The sequence below is a fragment of the Pseudalkalibacillus sp. JSM 102089 genome (genome assembly GCF_041366475.1).
GTDB lineage: Bacteria > Bacillota > Bacilli > Bacillales > Guptibacillaceae > Guptibacillus > Guptibacillus hwajinpoensis_B.
In genome coordinates, this window is record NZ_JBEWYW010000008.1 from 139,509 (window position 1) to 159,031 (window position 19,523).

Sequence of the window (19,523 nt, forward strand, 5' to 3'; positions counted from 1 at the left end):
ATCTTCACAATGATTCTAGTAAAGAAATAAAGTGAGATAAGCGATCAAAACGCCTATAAAGCCACACATCAAACTATATGGGATGTTTTTTAAGACGATTTTATAAGGATTCATTTTTAATCCAACTGAAGTGAGTGTAACAATAAGCCCATAAGGAGCCGAAGGAACGGTAGCAATCGCGCTACTTGCAAGCAGGAGCGTTAACGTCACAGAAGGAAATGTGTTTAATAATAGTTCACTTACCCCACCAAAGATTCCCATTGTTGCAATGGGATGGACGCCTAATAGTGTCATGATAAGAAAAGTTGCCTGAATGAAAAGCATAATAAAAACTTGATGCCCTTCTAATGCCACAAGAGGGTCCTGTAAATACCGTAAGTACGGAGAACCATTTAACGTTTCTGTAAAAAAAGAGAGGGTTAGTAGTAAAACAATAAAATTATGTAAATGATTGGTTTGTCTTTTCCAAGTTGGCCAGCCAATTTTAAGGAAGCTTCTTTTTCGTTTCAGGAGTACCGCCCAAATGTAAGCAAACGGGAACAGAGCGATCGTTACAGCAAACAAAAAGTTAAACTGAACTACATTGGTTAAAAATACAACCACGATTAAGAACAGTACAAGCGCCAGAATAAATTGAATTAACTTCTTCCGACTTTCCTTTCTCAAATTCGTTGAAGCCCCAGTTTCTTCAACGACTTCGTTTCGAAAGATGATTTTTCCAATACTCGAATCGATCGCAAAACCAAGAAAAGCAATAAGTAACATCCATGGTAATACTTCTAAATAATTGGCATTCGTAATAAAAATCGAAGTAGCTAACAATATTTCTAACGGACTCCATAGCAGAGCAAGTGAATATCCTCTCAAAGTAGACCTTGCTATAAAGCTATTTCTAACGTTTGTGTTAGCATTCTTCAACTGTTTTTTTAAGAGGTCTTGAGAAATGGTAGCAGACGATAGATTTAAAAATGCAGCGAGAGAAACCATAGTCGCTTCTCCACGCACATATAATTCTCCCATCCCTTTCACATTGCCACCCAATAACGTTTGTAGTAGCTTATTATATCTCCCAGCTTTAACAACGGTATTCATCCATGGAAGCATCGATATAAGAAAAAGCAATCCTATATTTCCCGCAAAAAAGGAGGGGATTTTTGTGATAGACTCATTGCTAGATAAATAGAAAACTGCCCCCGCGGATAGAAGGATGATGCCAAGTATTTTAAATACACGATCGGCTTCCTTAAAATTAATGACAATCATTATAATTGCAAACAAGCCAATTACGGTATAAAGGGAAGAATTAGACCAGAAAAGGTAAATCACATCCAATAGAAAAACAAATAAATAAAATACATACAAATACTGAGTAAAATTACGGTTCCACATGATATTCTCCTATCCAATAGCGAACGGCAAAAGGTTAAGTTCGTCTACTTCCCTGTTGTTTGGTTGCTGTTCTTATCCTATCGGTAACAGCTGGAATTTTCAAGAATTTAGAAAGTTTCAACCGCTAAGAGTTTTATGTCTCATCATTTACATTTCCATTTTAGAAAGATTTACACTCCCTCTCTTTCAAGCACTCTTAGCAAAAAAAAGTACCGCCCGATTTAACGGACGGTACAAAAGGGGGAAAATTATGTTAGTTTGAATTTACCCCTTCTCCAAATACCTAAACCTCTTTTTTAAAATCCTTACTATTTTTTCGTTCGAAGTTAGCCTGTTTAATGAACTCCTGTGTTTCAGGGTGCTTAAGCATGAGCAATAACTCTTTTTCACCAACAAAACGCAGCTGATCAATTTCCTTATCAAGCGGGCTAAGATCCTGTTCATCCCCCTCGTACTCATAGTGAAACATGGTGATAACCTGGTTGTGATAGCCAATTTTACATTGAACCTCAGCTGGAAATTCAAATGTGATCGATTCATCAAACCTCTTCATCAGCTTGTATTTTATTGATCCCGTTTCCTCTAGCAATTCTCTTCTAATCGAAGCTTCAACGTCTCTATCCTCGTCTTCTACTCCACCTTTAACGAAATCCCACGTTTCACCCTGAGACTCTTGTCCAGCTTTGGTATTCATCTTTGTTTTATGAACGATCAAAAAACGGTGCTTATACGTTACGATAGCCCCCACAGCCTGTCTTGTTCTCATAACCATATCACTCCAAGCTAGTTTGTCGCATATTCACTCTCATCTGGCCTATGACCATTCTTTAACTCTCGCATTGTGAAACCAAAATCCATTTGAAGATGAGGATAATCTTTGAAGCTACTCCAATCGCCTCCCCATTCAAAACCAAGGTCTTTCGCCATGTCAACAACCTCCATCCAATCTGACTTCCCGTTGCCATTATCGTCTCGCTTCATATCCCAAACGACGTCACCATCATCTAACTTTAATGCAAAATCAATTGCTAGTCCGTAGTTATGATAGGAACCGCCGCCCGCTACGTTCGTCACCACCTGGCCCCCAGTAGAACGTCCCTTTTCATAAAGAACATCCTGTTCTTCTTTCGTTCGATGCCCAGCGGTTATCACAATTTCTATTCCAGCTTCGGCAGCTCGATTCATCAACGCCTTTCTTGCTTTATTAACCTTTGGGTGAAGATCAGTTGGTAAGGGCACATCCTTCTTTATGAATTGTTTTTCAAGATCATCACTTATATAGATACAAAAGATACCGACTCCTATTATAAAAAGGAAGGTTATAAGATTTTTCGATCGACGTTTCATAACAAAACCTCCCACATTACTAATCTAGTCATTTGATCATAACATAGCAATCTGATATAGATTAATACGGACGTTCGCTTCATTAAGCTACTTGTCTGTAATACCTGCGTCACAAGGAAGATTTTTTTAAACAAGCTGTTTTCCTAAAGAAATAATGGTTTGTAAGCTGCTCATCTTTTGCCTTATTCACATTTTTTTGGGTTTTCGATCCATTCGATAAACAACTGTCCTCTTCTGCTCTTCATCATTCGTTAGGCCTGTTTGCTTACGTTAATTTTTGGTAAACTTTAGTAGTGTATAATACTGGAAGGAGCAAGGATATGAACCGAATTATGGTAATGGGCTCTTCCGGCGGGGCGGGTAAATCCACTTTCGCCCGTCGCCTTGGTGAAATTCTAGATTTGAAAGTTTATCATCTTGATACCCTTTTCTGGAAGCCCAATTGGGTGGAAACAAGTTTTGTCGAATTCCGTGATACCCAGCAAAAGATTGCTATGACTGAAAAATGGATCATGGAAGGGAATTATAGCAATTCTTACGATATTCGGGTTGCACGAGCTGATACGATTATTTACTTAGATGTTCCGAGATGGCTTTGCATTTACAGGGTGCTAAAACGATGGGTCACTCATATCGGTCAAACTCGTCCTGATATGGGCAAAGGGTGTAAAGAGAAAGCGGATTGGTCTTTTTTAACTTTCATTTGGACGACCTATTATCCTCGTAAAGAAAAAATGAGAAGTAGATTCGAACAGTTAGAACAAACTTCCCCCGATAAAACCATAATACATTTAAAAAACAAAGCAGATATCGCTAATTTTCTTCATGAACTTCATTCAAAGCATACAATTTTGTCATAAGCCATGATAAGATAAAGTGCAGTATGTTTGAATTGGAAGTTTCCTGTTCAAAATGAATATAGAAAGACTATTGAAGCACATGGAGGCATTATGCTAACTTTTGAAGAAAAATTAGAAATTATTGAATCATCCTTTCCTGAACTGACACGAAAAGACGTTTCTCTTGGACGTGTGAATTTTCACTATGAAGAAGCGGTTATTGATAAGAAAAATGTTGTTTATCATCTTCACCCTAATGGCAACGGCTATGTATTTGGTGACCTTATTGAAGGGTATCCATTAGATGAAAGAGGAATGGTTAATATCCGTGATTTCTCAAGCAACGAGCTTCGTAAAATCATAGGCGAATCCATTCAATCGCTTTCTGTTCTTCCTGGTTCAGATATTGAGATCCAAGTTTGGGTAAACGATGAAGATCAAACTCTGGAATTAATGTATGAGCCTGAGCTCGAACTATGGAATGTTTATGCTGGAGATATCCTTGATGGTACATTCCCTTCTCGTAACGAAGCGATCCAATATCTTGATGAAGAAGGATTTACTAGAAAGTAAACTTTAAGCGCCTGCCACCTTTTAAAGATGGCAGGCTTTTCCTATTATCAATCTATCGATTTATAAAACCCCGTGGATTTCCCCGTAAACCCACACGCTTCATAAAAAAGGTGGGCAGACTTCCTTTCATCCCGATTCCCACTATTTAAAACGATGGTTGAGGCACCCTTTTCACGAGCCAGATTTTCTGCTTCCAAAAGCAGAGTCTTCCCAACTCCCTGCTGCCGATAATCTTTTGCCGTTACCATTGTAATAATTCTTGCAACAAGAATATTAGCAACATAAGATCGTTCATAATGCATTCCCAGCAGTCCAATCAAAGACTCCTGTTTTTCACTAACAAGCGTGACGTACAAAGGATCTGACAAAATTGGTTTTAGACGCTCCGTCACTTCGCATACAGACGTCTCATACCCCATTTCTGAAAGCAAATAAGTAATCCATTCCTCATCACCTTTTCTAGCCCTTCTAATGTTCATCGTGCTTTCTCTCCTCGTAAGTCTTCATAATGATATCTTTTTGAAACCTGTTTTTGTGAAAATAATAATAAAAGCGGCAAAATAAAAATAAGTAAGCTCACTACCCCTATCCATCCCAAACCGTCCCATAGGATACCAACGCCCGAACTACCTGCTGCTACCCCGGCATAGTAACTAATCAAATAAAAACTAGATGCCCCACTCTTATGATGCTCTGCCGTCTTTGCAACAGAAGCTGATGCCATCGAATGAGAAATGAAAAACCCTGCACAAATAACGCAAAGCCCAATCATTACCACAGTTAGTTCTTGATATAGTGTAATGCCAACTCCTAACGTTAATAATAATAGGCCCGTTACCATCGTGCGCCGTAAGCCAATGCGAGATGAAATTCGTCCTGCAATTGGTGGTGAAACTACTCCGAGAATATACGCAAAATAAGCAAGGGAGATCCATTTTAACGAAAGAGAAAATGGATCTTGTTTAAGGAAGAAAGGCAAATATGTCCACACGCCCGTAAAGATCACTTGAATAAGAAAGCCAAGCGTAAATAGCGATAAGAGTCGACGATCTCTTAAATGTACAAACATTCCTTTCATATCCTTTATAACACTGCTATTTCCCCCCTTAAAAAAGCGAGAGGGTGGCAGGAGCCAATAAAAGCAAATGATTGCTATAATAGCAAACCCTGCAAGGATGATAAAACTTACTTGCCAACTATATAAGTCAGTCAAATATCCTGTTGCGACTCGTCCACTAAGCCCCCCCATTGCATTGCTCGCAATAAAAATGCTCGTAGCAAGTCCTACGTTACTTGGAGCTACTTCATCTGCAAGATAAGCCATCGCCGATGCCGGTATACCTGCAAGAAAGAATCCCTCAATACATCGAATAATGAGCAGAAGAAGGAATGAATTCATAAAGGGCATTATTAGTAATGAACTAAGGACAAAAAGGAGCGATATTTTCATCACTACTGTTCGCCCATAGCGGTCTGAAACAAAGCCAAGTATAAGAAGCCCCGGTATCATCGTGATGACGGGCATAGACATAAGTAAGCTTGACGTTGTTGCCGTTAAATGAAATTCACTCGCAAATATTGGAAGCAATGGTTGAAAAGCATAAAGTGCCGAAAAGACTAATAATGCTCCACATCCAAGACTAACCGTCGCCCGCCAGAAACCCGCATCTTTTGATGTATATGGCTGATTGTTATTTAGAACAACTGACACTTGATCATCACCTTCAATTTTCTATCTTACTTTTATTTTAACTGATTGGGAATTTGAGTGAGATCAATCCCCCACACCACTGGCATATAAAAATAAATCGCCAGAGTAATGATGACGACAGATGTTAGATTTAGCCAGAAACCTGCTCTCGCCATATCTGGGATTTTTAAATAGCCTGACCCGAATACAACGGCGTTCGGAGGGGTTGCAACCGGAAGCATAAAAGCACAGCTTGACGCAATTCCTGCCCCAATCATTAGAGCATAAGGATGAACTCCGATCGCGGATGATAGAGACGCCATGATTGGAAACATCATTGTCGCCGTCGCCGTATTTGATGTAATCTCCGTTAAGAAAATAACAAGCGATGTGACAAGTAGTAAAATGACGAACAGATGAATGCCTTCAAGAACCGTTAATTGCTCCCCAATCCAGTTTGCAAGTCCTGACTCCTGAAAGCCAGAAGCTATGGCGAGTCCGGCTCCAAATAATAGAAGGATTCCCCATGGTAATCCTTTTGCTGTATCCCAATCTAAAAGAAAGGCACCTTTTTTCGAAGGGGCAGGTATAAGAAAAAGTAATAGCGCTGCAGTCATCGCGATGACAGTGTCATTTATATTCGGATTAAGCTCACTTAAAACAAAGGAACGGCTAATCCAGGCAACCGCAGTGAAAGAAAAAACCACCATAATGACCTTTTCTTCCATAGACATTTTCCCAAGATCCGCTTTCTCCTTATTAATCACCTCTTTCCCGCCTGGCAGCTCTTTAACATTCATCGGAAATGCCATTTTCACAAGGTAATACCAGCAGCCGAATAAAAGAAGAACAGTTAGAGGTACGCCAAACATCATCCAGCGGGCAAATGAAATCTCGATGCCATATAGCTCATTGACCACGGCTGCAAAGATGGTATTAGGAGGTGTTCCAATCAATGTTGCTAGACCACCAATTGAGGCACTGTACGCGATACCAAGCATAATGGCTTTCCCAAAATTAAATTGCGGCGCACCTTCTTCTTGTTTCATATCAAGCTGCTCGGATACTTGATAAATCACGGCCAGCCCAATTGGCACCATCATCATAGCCGTTGCCGTGTTTGAGATCCACATTGATAAAAAGCCTGTTGCAATCATAAAGCCAAGTACAATTCTCTCTGTACTTGTTCCTATTGCTGATATAATGAAAAGAGCAATCCGTTTATGTAAATGCCATTTCTGCATTGTAAGCGCGATCAAAAAACCACCCATAAAGAGAAAAATGGTGTTATCGCCATACGCTGATGCTGTTAAATCACCTTTAAGTCCGCCCGTTAGTGGAAATAAAATTAATGGTAAAAGAGACGTTGCTGGTATCGGAATGGCTTCTGTAATCCACCACGTTGCAATCCACGCCGTACTTGCTAAGATGGCCAAGCCTGCTTCTGAAAGACCATTTGGATTAAAAAACAACATTATGCTAAGAAAAAGGACCGGTCCGAGGATCAACCCCGTCAGTTTCCTTTTATCATAAGCAGGATCTGGTCCAGATGCATAACCTGGATTTTTTTGAGAACTTTTTGAAGGGATTTCCGGCGTGTGTGAAGAAGCGAATGTTAAGAGATCTTTTGCTCGATCATGTTCTTTCCATAATTGGTTCCAAAGGTGTTGTTCCATAGTCATACCTCCTATCGTTCATTAAACTATAGTGTAGAATTCGCTCGCCACATCTGTCAATAAATTCACAATTTTGGTACTTTATTACTCTCTTTCAAGAAAGGACTTTTGATTCGTTTTTCCATTTCCATACAAGTAATTCATTTCAAACCCCCTTAAATTTCCATTAGGGGCGAAAATTATAAGTTGATGATATGTTTTTATAATTCAAAATAAATAAACTCAATGATTAAATGTAAGAATAGATACACAATCCACAACAAGTTGCTCAAAATCGATCCAGGGGGTATATGATGAGAAAGATACAACAGACTACTATTAATTCGGTTGTGAAATACGGACAAACAAAGCTTCCAAAATCAGCTAATACAGAATGTCCAGAATGTGGAAACGACGCTTCATTTCAACTGAAGTTCGATTACCAAATTAATCAGGCTGTGTTCTCCACGCTTTCTCGCTGCTCTATTTGTAAAGAAGCTGTGCTTTTCATACTCATTAAAACGTCCCATAATGATCGCGGAGAAGAAGTTGAGCTTTTCGTGCATCAAACCTCTTTTACACGAGAGCCGCTCGGCAGACTGACTAGCACAGCTAGATTACCCGATGACCTTGAGCGTGTTTATCGCTCAGCAGTGAATGTACATAACATGAAGGATTGGACTGCAACGGCTGTAATGGCTAATCGTGTTCTTGAGAGCATTACAGGTAGTTTTCTTTCTGAAAATGAGCTAGGACAGCCACTTTCTAAACAGCTAGAAACACTTGCTAAGCAGATTGATTTAGAAGAACCAATTGTAAAACTAGGACACCTACTAGGCAAAGGTAGTAATTTAAATCACCTCCTTTGTCTTGAGAAAGCTACAAGTGAAGAAACGGCCAACTTAATTATCGACTTACTAGATTCACTTATTGAATACTTGTACATTCTTCCTCAACGAATTGTGCATCTTCAAAAACAAATCGAAGGATAATAAAAAAAAGCAGGTAGCCCAAATTTGAGCTACCTGCTTTTTAAATGCTCATATCAAATTTTAATTCAAGATTCTGTTCACTATCACTTTAGCCCTTTTTCGAAAAAGAGGGATAGTTGATGAAAATCGCAATAATTCCTGCAATAGCAATGAGGATTGGATAAATTGAATACGGTAGTAGAGCGAGTGGCGAAATCGACGCAAGACCTGCTACTGCAAGCACCTGTGCCCCATATGGGAGCATGCCCTGTATACTACCTGAGAAAATATCAAGAATACTAGCAGACTTTCGTGGGTCTACCCCATATTCTTCGGAAATGTTTTTCGCAAGTGGCCCCCCCATTATGATCGAAATGGTGTTGTTAGCTGTTGATAAATCAAGCACGCTTGCGAGACCGGCGATACCAAACTCTGCTCCTCTACGAGAAGTTACTTTGCTCAGGATTTTGTCCAATACGTATTGTATTCCTCCGTTATGCTTAATGACTTCAATCATCCCTCCGATGACAAGAGCAATCATGGCAAGGTCTTCCATCCCTTTTATGCCCTCTGTAACCGTGGAGATCAGTCCACTCATTCCAAATGTTCCGTTATATAAACCTACAATCCCAGCAAATAAGGTACCACTTACAAGTACAATAAGAACATTAACACCAGCGATCGCTGCGATCAGTACACCTAAATAAGGAATAATTGTAACGAAATTAAATGCGTGTTCTCCTCCAACCTTTGCTTGCTCTCCCATCGTTAAAGCACCATATATAATGGCTGTTACGATAGCAGCTGGCAAGACTATAAAAAAGTTTACTTTGAATTTATCTTTCATTTGCGTATTTTGTGTGCGTACTGCCGCAATTGTAGTATCTGAAATCATAGAAAGATTGTCACCAAACATTGCCCCACCTATGACTGCTGATAAAGCCAGCGCCGGGGCAACTCCGGTTTGCTCTGCAATTCCAATTCCAATGGGAGCAAGCGCTACAATTGTTCCCATCGATGTACCCATCGAAATAGAAATAAAACAGCCAATAACAAATAAACCTACGATTAAAAGATTAGCTGGTAGAATCGATATACCTAAATTAACAATCGAATCTACTGCTCCAATTTTTTCAGCTGTTCCGGCAAACGCCCCAGCCAGTAAAAAGACTAAAATCATTAATATGATATTCGTATTACCTGCTCCACGACAAAACACTTCCACTTTTTTCATAAAGCTTTCTTTTCGATTCATCGAAAGAGCTACGCCCGCCGCAATTAGAGAAGCGAGAATAACAGGCATACTATAAAAGTCCTTTGTTATGATAGCTGTACCAATAAAAAGCACAATAAATATTCCAAGAGGAAGTAAAGCCAGGCCGTTCCCCTTTATTTCTTTCTCCATTATTCATGTCTCCTTCATCTTTTATTCTGTCTCAATAAAAAAAGCCCACTTCAAGAGAAGAAGGCTTTTGCACTTATCTCTCAAGATTTCTCTTGCTGGAAGCAGCACCTTTCTGATGATCAGAGGTTGCTGAAGCTTCTTTGGGCCAGGTCCCTCCACTTCTCTTAATAAGAAATATACAATTATCAATGAGCGCATGCTTCATTTTACTTTTTCATAACGAGCTTTACTTTATCACGCATTATTCTGATGAGTCAACTTTGATTAACTGCATCAAAATAAACTCCTCATCCTTAAAGGAGTTTACCTGATTAACTAGTCTGGTTCAAGCTTTGTATGACTACCAATTTTTGCATTAGATCAATCTTTATTTTCCCAAAAACCACTCAATATCCTTCATAATCGATGCCGGTTTTTCTTCTGGTAGAAGGTGACCAGTTTTTTCATAGATGATCAGTTTAGCATTTGGGAGATCGTTACTGAGACGCTTCCCAATTTTCAAAGGCACAACTCTGTCGTTCTCTCCCCATATTAGTAGGCTAGGTGTATGAATTTGATTTAGTTCAGCTTCTGACAAATCTCCTTCGCGATCTCGAATCATCCTAACTAATGACCGAAAGATACCCTCATTGAAGAAAGGTTGGATATATCCATCCATCATTTCTTCATCGATAAGGGAAGGATCATAAACACAATTAAGCAAATTTCCTCTGACACCTTTTCGATAAAGCCACCTTTTCAAGTATACCGAGAAAAAAGGTAAATACGATGTATACACTAGACTCTGTTTAGCCTTTTCAAGATATCCTGAACTGCACAGTAAAATATTCTTACTAACGAGATCATCTTTCATAGCCGAGGCTCTCATTGCTACTTGCCCACCCATAGAATGGCCGATCATAACAGTATGATCAATTGAAAGCCTTTCTAAAAGTTCAACCACCACTTCCGCATAATTATGATAAGAGTGGACAAAACGATTAGACTTTTCACTTTTTCCGAACGGGGGAAGATCAATGGCAACAACAGTATATGCCTTTGTTAATAATGGTATCAATCTTCTGAAGCTGAAGCTCGACGATAGAAAACCGTGAAGAAGCGTTAATACTGGCCGATCGACGGCTGTGTCATTTCTATAGTATTCATAGTGAATATCAATTCCTTTGATCTTTTCCGTATTTTGTTTAAGATTTTGAGCTAATAGCATCTTTCATCTCACTCCGGATTTTAAATTCACCTGATCTGATTTACTCTTCGTTTCTAACCAGAAAGGATGGTCTCACTTATTCAGGTTTGACTTTATACTTATTTTACCCCAATCCTGAAATGAAAAACTTTTTTACAACCGAGAGGATATTCCATTTTTTCATTCTAACTCTACGTGCACAAGGTCCAGCAGCTTTATCGTTGTCCTTTTTTCATTATGGTCAATAATACGCAGTTCTTTCGTAAGTGGATCTACATAGTGCACATATCCAAAGAGAGTTTTCGTTTCACCTCCGCTAAAATATTGAAAACAAAGCGAGTTGTGAACGGCCATTGCTTCACATATCGTTTCATTCATTTCCGCCATTTTTTGTTCATCAAGTACCGGCTTTCCACTTCTTTTTTCTTCGGTTTTCCAATCTCTTAGCTCTTTCACATGCTCAGGTAACATCATTGACGTCCATTTTATATTTCCGCGATCACGTATCACGCTTCTTCCCCCTTCTATGCTTTATGACCACCCACAAGTTTACTTCTATGCAGTGCCGTACCGGCCTTTGTGTATGAAACGGCACGAAGCAGCGCATCTGAGCCATATTTCTCCCGGATCGAATCCATCACATATCCGAGATCCCGCTGCTTTGGGCGTGACGCATTAAATAAGTCCAACTGCACTTCTTCATCATTGCAAATATTTGAAAGGGTAATGGAAATCTTACGAACCGTTTTTCTTTCAAAAAACTCCTCAAATAACTGAAGACATACATTGTATATTTCGAGCGTAATAGCAGTCGGGCTGTGGATACTCCTTGAACGGTGAAAGCCACCCCCGCCTTCTTCTTTGCTATAACCAATCCCAAGGCTAATCGTACGCCCTGCCTTCCGGGCTTTTCTCGCACGTCTTGCAACTTCTTCACTCATCTCAAGAATGACGTGTTGAATGTCTTTTTCGTCATGGTAATCTCGTAACAAAATTTGGCTTTTCCCATAGCTAATCTGTCCCTGCATAATCGGCGCACCCATTTCAGAAAGATCGATGCCCCACGCATGATGATAGAGCTGATTTCCCATAATACCAAATTTTTCTTCTAGTAGATGTAGCGGATAATGCGCAAGCTGCTTTACATTCATAATCCCCATGCGATTTAACGTTCGCTCCACACGCGACCCAATACCCCACATTTGGCTTAGCGGGGAAAGCGGCCAGAGTTTTTTAGGAATATCTTCATAAGTCCATTCTGCAATCCCTTTTTCTTTCGCTTCCAGATCAAGACAAAGCTTTGCCATTAAAAGATTTGGCCCGATCCCTATGGCGCATGGTAATCCGAATGTCTCTCTTATTTCATTTTTGATCTTGTGAGCTACTTCAAATTTGTTCCCCCAAAGTCGTTCTGTCCCATCAACCTGCAAAAACGATTCATCAACGCTATACGTATGGATACATTCTGATGGTACATAACGATGAAAAAGCCTCGTTATTTCCATTGACTGTTTTAAATATGAAGACATTCTCGCATTAACGATATGAATGTTTTTGTTATTTGGAATTTCAAATAGTCTGCTCCCTGTTCGTATTCCAAATTCCTTTTTTAATGCCGGAGACGCCGCCAGCACAACACTTCCCAGTCGCTCGGTATCACCAACAACCGCGAGATAGCACGTAAGTGGATCAAGCCCCATCTCTACTGCTGAACAACTTGCATAAAAACTTTTCATATCAATACATAGGATTGTTTTCTTTGGAAATTTAGAATAATCCATTTGTATCCCCCTTCTCCTAAATGAAAGAACGTTTGTTCCCTTTATATATACCCGTATTTTAACCGAATATACGTTCTCTTCACAATAAGTACTTTCTTCCAATCATAAAAGCACTTACCGATGAAGAAGGAGTAATACCGGGACATCAATGTCTAGTCACACGTAAAAAAACTGAACATTTTATTTCATGTGATCATTCACGATTTTGTTTATTCCTCTATCACATCTTAATTTTATTCAATTGTAGTTGCTTCATTATACTCTTCCCTTGTAATATTTCTTCCCTTGAAAACGGCTAATCTGAGGTTTTAATGCTTCTTATTCGGGAAAGTTCCTTAGAAGATTAAAGGAGGGAATAGAATGAGCATTTATAAGGAAAATACATTAAAATACGAGCACATTCTTATTACCGGAGCCACGGGTGGTATTGGATATGAAACAGCAAAAGCCGCCGTACAAGCCGGTGCTACGATTACGATAACTGGAAGAAATAAGGATAAATTAACTCAGCTGAAACAGGAGTGCGAAGAGTTAGTCGCGGAAGCAAAGGTTGCTGTTCTTCCCGCTGATTTAAACAATGAGAAAGATCGTTATACCCTTATCGAAAGTGCGATTAAATATAACGGAAGCATAACGGGGTTAGTTAACTCAGCAGGAATTGGCGGCGGCAATACGCTTGATCAATTACAAGAAGAAGATCTTCGCAAAGTAATGGAGCTAAATTATACCTCGACTGTTTTACTGACTCAACTTGTGTATAAGCGAATGCGTGCGGATAAGAAGAAAGGGGCGATTGTAAACCTCTCTTCTCTCTCAGGTCTTAGAGGAACTTTTGGTAACACGGCCTATAGCGCTTCAAAGTTTGCTATAACTGGGTTCACGCAGTCGTTTGCTCACGAGGCTATCCGTGATGGAATTAGAGTTAACGCAGTATGTCCCGGCTTCGTTGATACAGAAATGGGGCGAAACAGTATTGCTTCAAAAGGGGCGAGAGAGAATAAAAGCTTTGAGGAAGAATTAAAAGCTGTAGAAGCAGCAATGCCATCTGGAAGAATTACGCAGCCTGAAGAAGTCGCCAATAGCATCATTTACCTTCTTTCAAATGCGTCAGAAAACATTATTGGCGAATCGCTCAAAATTTCAGGTGGAAGCGTTATGCGCTAGGTGCTTTGGAGAAATTATCTACAAATAAAAGATGACTCATGCTTGAAGAAAGCATGAGTCATCTTTTATTTGAGCCTTCACGAAGCCATTAAATAATACTAGCGTAGATACAAGTATCTGTTATCTGTGTTCCGTCGATCGACATATCTTCGTTTTTGAGAGTTCCTTCGAAATCATAGTCCAATCGTTCTGGAATTGCACGACTTCGCTCATTTTCTCGATCGCATCTAATCTCGACCCTTCTGCACTTCAAGTCCTGATGTGCATATTCAGTAAGTTTCTGAACGGCCTCAGTCATATAGCCATGACCACTTTGCTTCGTAGCCACCCAATACCCAATTTCAAGCTTTGGAACATCCCATTCAATGTTATGAAACCCAGTGGATCCAACAAATTCATTTGTCTCTTTCAAAAACACCAGGAATCTTAAACTTTCACGCTTTAGGAATTTAATATGTGCCTCTCGTGTATTAATCTCTGTATCCTCCGGAGTCGGCGTTTCTCTAGCAAAGCCAAGCCAGGGCCTCAGTTCACTTATAGAAGATTGAATGGCTTGATTAACTATTTTACCATCCCCGTATTCAGGCATTCTTAACATTAATCGTTCTGTTTCAAGTACTGTTTCAATTTCCATTAAGATTGGATTCATTTCTATCCCTCCGACGTAAGTAAAGACATTCCCTCAAAAAGAAGGAGATTTACAAATAAGATGGAACAAGCGATTAACTTTTCACCTTCAACTAGAATTTGAACCGCCAATCAAGGAGATTAGCGGTTCAAATGAGATCAGAATAATTGAAATTGAGCTAACTATACTACTTTAGGATTTATCCCAAAACGGTTTTCTTCTACATCGCTATCTAAGCAAGTGAAGACCAGAATGACAATACTACCAATTAGAGGAATAAGTCCAATGAGCACCCACCAACCGCTTCTTCCAGTGTCATGCAATCTACGCACAGTTACAGCAAGCGATGGTAAAATAATGAACAATGAATAAATACTTGTCAAAAATGGGGAAATATCAGCTAGAGACTCTACTATCGTTAAGACAATAGAAAAAATAACATTAAAAAGAGTAAACATCCAATATTCTTTACGCCTTGCTCTTCCTTGGAAATTCACATAATTCTTTAATACTTTCAAATACCAGTTCATACTGCTTCTCCTTTAGCGAATAAGTTTAGTAGATTAGTACCTTTTTCATACAAAACAGTATAACATAAAGGCTAACAATATTAGGTAAACAAATCAATAATTGGATATAAAATCTGCTAATTCACTTCTCTTCTCAAAATACTCATTCTAACCCGGTCCACATACTTTCCTTCTCTATACCGATCCTCGCGCAATATCCCTTCTTCAACAAAGCCACACTGCTTGTAAGACTTGATTGCCTTACCATTATCTACTTCTACTCTTAGCCAGATCTTATTTAAACTAAGTTCCGTAAACCCTAAATGAAGCATAGCTTTTATGGCACTCATCCCATAGCCTTTCCCCCAATAGCGTTTATCACCTATGGCAATACCTAGCTCTGCATGACCGTTTAACTGATCAATATTCTTTAAGTCTACCCAGCCAATATGTTGACCTTCACCAGTTACAATAGCTCTTTGCTCATACCCGTTCTTTCGAGTGATGCACATTTGAATCCAGTTCATTGTTTCTTCTCGTGTAAAAGGAGGATATTTCGCCGGCATATTCAGATGCTTCGTTACGTCTCGATCCAGGCACCATTGATAGCGATCTTCAACATCTAATAGAGATAGTTCTCTAATCGTAACAAAAGGTAAGGTTTTTGTTTTCATATTCTGCTCTCCTACTTGATCGATTTTAGTGGTGCATTTCTCCCGTTGCAGAAACTTTAATCTTTACTCCCAATAACAAGCCTGAAGGTAGGGAAAACAAGTTACCATTGGCTCGGCTGGACCATACTTTATGAAGAACCAAAGAATGAAGTAATAAGACAGCATTACCCGATTCTTTTTAGAGACCCCTTTTACCTCCTCAGATGATCTTCACTCTGTGTGAAGTTTTTTTCTATCTCCTTCACAACCGATTGATAATAAGAGACTTCATGTGGCACAAAATGAAGTTTATTGATTTTTTCATTCACGTTTATTCTCTCTTCATCGTCATTCAAGCAAAATCCTTTTACATCCACTTCATCCCGCCCTCCCAACCAAAGGTCATAAAATTGATCAAAATCAGCTTGTACGATTCCAGAAACTTCTTCTTTTTGAAGTTTAAACTTCTCCAATGGCTGATTACACTCATAGAGGAAGATATTGGCGATTTCATTATCAAAAAAGTGGTCTTTTTTAATCGAAGCTTTTATGACCTTTAGCGGGGTCAATTCATTATAGGAAACACCAATTCCGAGCTCTTCCTCGACTTCCCTCACTCCGTCTTCAACAGACTCATCAGCCATTAAGTGACCAGCCGCTGTGATGTCATACAGCCCTGGAAAATCCTTTTTCCGATCACTTCGAAGCTGAAAGTAAATCTTTCTAACACCATTTTCGATCCGCACAAACCAGCATTGAAAAACCTCATGCCAGTAACCTTCTCTATGTACCTCTTCTCGAGATGCGATGCCGATCGCTTCTCTATTCTCATTAAATATCCTTACTTGTTCACTTTCCATTTTACACCCTCGCTTTTTATCTTTAGCTGTTTTTGTAAACATTGTTGCTGAGAGGGATTTCCGCTCCAATCAGCTAAGTGTGCTTCTTTATACAAAAATTCTTTCAAAAACAACAATCTCTGAAAAAAGAGACTTATCTTTAGCTGGATAGATAAACTTCTATTTCAGCAAAATCCTCTTCCTTATTTTAGCATTCTTACTATTGACTACAATTATTTTTTCATCAACGTTTCCATTCACATATCTAATAAGCTAGATTATTCCGAAACTTCTCTACTGTATTAATCGTATAAATGGAGGAGGGAGTGATGATTAGTATGAATCAATTATTTTTTTCGGATAACTTTTTTTCGGCAGGAAGAACAGACATCTACAATAGCGATCGCGAGACGGTAGGGGCACTTAACCTTAGAAGCGCGTTCTCTTCTAAAGTCGAAATAGAAGACGTCAATGGAGACGTTACTATGGAGGGAGCCTTTACGTTTTTCGCTAACAAATGGATAGTTAGAAGAAAAAACGGCGATGAACTCGGTTACGTGAAAATGTCATTTACTTTTCTATCAAAGAAATTCCATTATTTCAAAGACGGTAAGAAATTCACTATAACATCACCTGCATTTTCAAAAGCATACAGCATAACCGATGACTCAAATCGTGAGGTAGCTACTTTTCAAAGAACGAATAGCTATTTTGAATCAGCGAATTATGAACTTAAGAATATGTCAAGTAACCTTTTAGCAGAAGAGTTGATTTCAATTATTATAGGCGTGAACGCCTTTCAAAAAAATATTAGTGCAGCCGGAGCAGCTACTTAGCCAATAGGAAGTAAAGAAAGGGAAATCACGATAGTCAGCTATAATCCAAATAATCATCACTGTAGCGGGCATATTGTTTCTCTCTACGAAAGAAAGAGTGGCTCTTTCTAATGAAAACACCACTAGTGCCTATATTCCCATCATCCTCGATCCACTTAACCTTAGGCAGGGGCAAATGAACGAACGGCTCCTAGAAAAGGAAACCTAAAAAAGAAGAGCACTTTAAAAGCGCTCTTCAAACAACTCATTATTTTTGATCAAAAAACTTCCCCGCCACTTTTTCAACCACGCCTGGGGCAGTATGATAAAGTTTTGTCCCTACGTTCATCCAGCCTGGGAGATTGACTTCTCGTCGACCCTTTTCAATAGCTGCTATGATTTCCTTTGATACCTTCTCTGAAGATAACATCATTTTTTTAACATTCTTAATATAAGTCCCACTACTATCTGCTGTCTCAAAAAAGCTTGTATTAATTGGACCTGGGTTAACTGTAGTAACAAAGATGTTATGTTCCTTCATTTCCATTCTTAAACTATTCGAAAAGCCAAGCACAGCGTGCTTGGAAGCAGAATAACCGGAGGATTTTGGAGTAGCAAGTTTTCCTGCCTGTGATGCTACGTTAACAATGTGTCCCTGTCTTTTTGCAATCATCCGAGGCAGCACATGAGATGTAAAGCGCATCAGTCCCAATACGTTCACATCAAACATTGCTTCAATATCTTTCATATCTGCATCTACAAAAGCATCGAATTTCCCAAATCCCGCATTATTAATTAATACGTCTATAGGTGGCATTTCCTTCAGCAAAGAAGGCAATAGTTGATCAACCCGCTTACGGTCACCTACATCCAGGCTCCATACAGCTGGAGGGTATGCTCCACTTTCTTCGATTTGCTTCTTAACGTCCATTAATTTATCTTCGGAACGAGCAACGAGGATGAGTTTAGCGCCTTTTCTAGCTAAGTCAACAGCTAGCTGTCGTCCTATACCGCTTGACGCTCCGGTGATCAGGATTACTTTGTTTTTTAATTTTTTCATTAGTTCCTCCTCTTACAGCTTATACCGATAATAAGTTTGTTCTTTATCCTTTATTTTCACGATGACATTTTCCGATTCTAAATAATCTAAGTGACCAATTGTCTCTGAGAGTGTAAGGCCCACTTGCTTCTTATAAACACCTGGAAATAATTCCCTACATACTTCGAAAGCAGTTAGCGGCTGTTTTTGCAAGAGCAACGCTACTTTATTAGAGCGTTCTTCTTGCTTCCTTAGGCGCTCCTTTATTAAATCATCCGGATTTAAAATAGGCTCTCCATGTCCCGTATATACATATTGCAAATGAGCATCTAACGTTTTCCGATAAGAATCACGCTGCTGAATGAGTGGTTTTGGACGCTCTGTTCCTTTTACATAGGGCGGTTCGAGAAGCGGATTAGATGAGATTTTCTTAATAAGATGATCGCCAGCGATCATCGTTCCTGTTTCTTTATGCCATAGAGAAATATGACTTTGTGCATGACCAGGAGTTTCCATGACCGTCCATTCTGAACATCCAGGCACGGCATCCCCTTCAGATAGATGGATATCGCACTTCGCTCGATCTGTAAAAGCAAGATAATCACGCGTGTCGCGAGCATGATCAAAATACTGATCAGCCACCCCCGCTTCTCGATAGATACTTGTCATAAATGTATCATTTTCTTTCAAAAAAGAATCGCTCATTTGAAGCCAGCGATCATTTTTCCAATGTCCAAGCACACGTACTCCTCTTTCCATCATACCCCCCACCAGTCCAATGTGATCTGGATGATGATGAGTTAGTACTACTTGTTCAATATCCTCCAACGTATAACCATAATTTTTCAACTGCTCATTAAGTTCTCGCTGTGCCTCAGGTGTTCGCGGACCTGTATCTACAAGCGTCAGCACATCTCCTTTTATTAAAAAACAATTAACAGGGCCAACTGCAAATGGTGTTGGTACCGTCATTGAAAGAACGTCAGCTTTCGTTATATTCAAATTACCCGCCACCTCTACTTTTCTTTCGTTGCATGAAC

The 19,523-nt window shown here is 39.4% G+C and carries 21 protein-coding genes and 1 riboswitch; of the genes, 5 read left to right on the top strand and 16 right to left on the bottom strand.

From position 1 onward, the window contains the following. Positions 1-15: 15 nt before the first annotated feature. The 3 genes from ABVF21_RS16780 to ABVF21_RS16790 all read right to left on the bottom strand — a co-directional run bounded on the left by ABVF21_RS16780 (position 16) and on the right by ABVF21_RS16790 (position 2,736). Positions 16-1,389, bottom strand: coding sequence for a hypothetical protein (locus ABVF21_RS16780; protein WP_371018629.1), 1,374 nt, complete (start codon positions 1,387-1,389; stop codon positions 16-18). A gap of 283 nt (positions 1,390-1,672) precedes the next feature. Further along, positions 1,673-2,155, bottom strand: coding sequence for an NUDIX hydrolase (locus ABVF21_RS16785; RefSeq protein WP_371018630.1), 483 nt, complete (start codon positions 2,153-2,155; stop codon positions 1,673-1,675). Between the two features lie 17 nt (positions 2,156-2,172). Further along, a complete protein-coding gene (locus ABVF21_RS16790) occupies positions 2,173-2,736 on the bottom strand; it encodes a M15 family metallopeptidase (protein ID WP_371018631.1) in 564 nt (187 codons plus the stop codon). 320 nt (positions 2,737-3,056) lie between these two features. Here ABVF21_RS16790 and ABVF21_RS16795 point away from each other — a divergent pair, with 320 nt between their 5' ends. Next, positions 3,057-3,596 carry a topology modulation protein gene (locus ABVF21_RS16795; protein WP_371018632.1) on the top strand — a complete coding sequence of 180 codons (540 nt, stop codon included), beginning with the start codon at positions 3,057-3,059 and terminating at the stop codon, positions 3,594-3,596. A 90-nt stretch (positions 3,597-3,686) separates the two neighbouring features. Continuing rightward, positions 3,687-4,148, top strand: coding sequence for a hypothetical protein (locus ABVF21_RS16800; protein ID WP_226615440.1), 462 nt, complete (start codon positions 3,687-3,689; stop codon positions 4,146-4,148). Positions 4,149-4,195: 47 nt separating this feature from the next. Here the strand turns inward: ABVF21_RS16800 and ABVF21_RS16805 are convergent, their stop codons facing one another. The 3 genes from ABVF21_RS16805 to ABVF21_RS16815 are packed head-to-tail and all read right to left on the bottom strand — an operon-like array spanning position 4,196 to position 7,514. Then, positions 4,196-4,627: a GNAT family N-acetyltransferase gene (locus tag ABVF21_RS16805; protein WP_194222045.1), complete on the bottom strand. Its 432-nt coding sequence runs from the start codon at positions 4,625-4,627 to the stop codon at positions 4,196-4,198. Beyond that, positions 4,624-5,859, bottom strand: coding sequence for an MFS transporter (locus tag ABVF21_RS16810; protein WP_371018633.1), 1,236 nt, complete (start codon positions 5,857-5,859; stop codon positions 4,624-4,626). Before ABVF21_RS16810 ends, ABVF21_RS16805 begins: the two co-directional genes overlap by 4 nt. Positions 5,860-5,891: 32 nt before the next feature. Beyond that, complete coding sequence (locus ABVF21_RS16815; RefSeq protein WP_303530798.1) at positions 5,892-7,514, bottom strand: SLC13 family permease; 1,623 nt, start codon at positions 7,512-7,514, stop codon at positions 5,892-5,894. A gap of 293 nt (positions 7,515-7,807) precedes the next feature. Here ABVF21_RS16815 and ABVF21_RS16820 point away from each other — a divergent pair, with 293 nt between their 5' ends. Then, positions 7,808-8,485 carry a hypothetical protein gene (locus tag ABVF21_RS16820; RefSeq protein ID WP_303530796.1) on the top strand — a complete coding sequence of 226 codons (678 nt, stop codon included), beginning with the start codon at positions 7,808-7,810 and terminating at the stop codon, positions 8,483-8,485. 88 nt (positions 8,486-8,573) lie between these two features. On the opposite strand, the gene ABVF21_RS16825 is transcribed toward ABVF21_RS16820, so the two are convergent. From ABVF21_RS16825 to ABVF21_RS16840, 4 genes are all read right to left on the bottom strand, one after another. Beyond that, the gene (locus tag ABVF21_RS16825) at positions 8,574-9,869 is read right to left on the bottom strand and encodes a Na+/H+ antiporter NhaC family protein (RefSeq protein WP_371018634.1); all 1,296 of its coding nucleotides are present in this window, start codon (positions 9,867-9,869) and stop codon (positions 8,574-8,576) included. 70 nt (positions 9,870-9,939) lie between these two features. Further along, positions 9,940-10,043: riboswitch (SAM riboswitch) on the bottom strand. 193 nt (positions 10,044-10,236) lie between these two features. Further along, positions 10,237-11,076 carry an alpha/beta fold hydrolase gene (locus tag ABVF21_RS16830; protein ID WP_303530793.1) on the bottom strand — a complete coding sequence of 280 codons (840 nt, stop codon included), beginning with the start codon at positions 11,074-11,076 and terminating at the stop codon, positions 10,237-10,239. Positions 11,077-11,235: 159 nt separating this feature from the next. Continuing rightward, positions 11,236-11,565, bottom strand: coding sequence for a YolD-like family protein (locus ABVF21_RS16835; protein ID WP_303530792.1), 330 nt, complete (start codon positions 11,563-11,565; stop codon positions 11,236-11,238). Positions 11,566-11,579: 14 nt separating this feature from the next. Next, positions 11,580-12,836 carry a DNA polymerase thumb domain-containing protein gene (locus ABVF21_RS16840; protein WP_303530791.1) on the bottom strand — a complete coding sequence of 419 codons (1,257 nt, stop codon included), beginning with the start codon at positions 12,834-12,836 and terminating at the stop codon, positions 11,580-11,582. A 360-nt stretch (positions 12,837-13,196) separates the two neighbouring features. Between ABVF21_RS16840 and ABVF21_RS16845 the strand changes: the two genes are divergently transcribed. Further along, complete coding sequence (locus tag ABVF21_RS16845) at positions 13,197-14,000, top strand: SDR family NAD(P)-dependent oxidoreductase (RefSeq protein WP_303530789.1); 804 nt, start codon at positions 13,197-13,199, stop codon at positions 13,998-14,000. Positions 14,001-14,088: 88 nt separating this feature from the next. Here the strand turns inward: ABVF21_RS16845 and ABVF21_RS16850 are convergent, their stop codons facing one another. The 4 genes from ABVF21_RS16850 to ABVF21_RS16865 all read right to left on the bottom strand — a co-directional run bounded on the left by ABVF21_RS16850 (position 14,089) and on the right by ABVF21_RS16865 (position 16,650). Continuing rightward, positions 14,089-14,649, bottom strand: coding sequence for a GNAT family N-acetyltransferase (locus ABVF21_RS16850; protein WP_371018635.1), 561 nt, complete (start codon positions 14,647-14,649; stop codon positions 14,089-14,091). 161 nt (positions 14,650-14,810) lie between these two features. Continuing rightward, a complete protein-coding gene (locus ABVF21_RS16855; RefSeq protein WP_194222056.1) occupies positions 14,811-15,158 on the bottom strand; it encodes a DUF805 domain-containing protein in 348 nt (115 codons plus the stop codon). Between the two features lie 116 nt (positions 15,159-15,274). Then, a complete protein-coding gene (locus ABVF21_RS16860) occupies positions 15,275-15,811 on the bottom strand; it encodes a GNAT family N-acetyltransferase (RefSeq protein WP_371018636.1) in 537 nt (178 codons plus the stop codon). A gap of 191 nt (positions 15,812-16,002) precedes the next feature. Then, positions 16,003-16,650 carry an NUDIX hydrolase gene (locus tag ABVF21_RS16865; RefSeq protein ID WP_371018638.1) on the bottom strand — a complete coding sequence of 216 codons (648 nt, stop codon included), beginning with the start codon at positions 16,648-16,650 and terminating at the stop codon, positions 16,003-16,005. 308 nt (positions 16,651-16,958) lie between these two features. Between ABVF21_RS16865 and ABVF21_RS16870 the strand changes: the two genes are divergently transcribed. Continuing rightward, positions 16,959-17,465 carry a hypothetical protein gene (locus ABVF21_RS16870; protein ID WP_371018639.1) on the top strand — a complete coding sequence of 169 codons (507 nt, stop codon included), beginning with the start codon at positions 16,959-16,961 and terminating at the stop codon, positions 17,463-17,465. A 247-nt stretch (positions 17,466-17,712) separates the two neighbouring features. On the opposite strand, the gene ABVF21_RS16875 is transcribed toward ABVF21_RS16870, so the two are convergent. Both ABVF21_RS16875 and ABVF21_RS16880 read right to left on the bottom strand, forming a co-directional pair. After that, positions 17,713-18,504: an SDR family NAD(P)-dependent oxidoreductase gene (locus tag ABVF21_RS16875; protein WP_303530779.1), complete on the bottom strand. Its 792-nt coding sequence runs from the start codon at positions 18,502-18,504 to the stop codon at positions 17,713-17,715. 12 nt (positions 18,505-18,516) lie between these two features. Beyond that, positions 18,517-19,485, bottom strand: a complete 969-nt coding sequence (locus ABVF21_RS16880) for an MBL fold metallo-hydrolase (RefSeq protein WP_303530777.1) — start codon at positions 19,483-19,485, stop codon at positions 18,517-18,519. Positions 19,486-19,523: the final 38 nt, after the last annotated feature.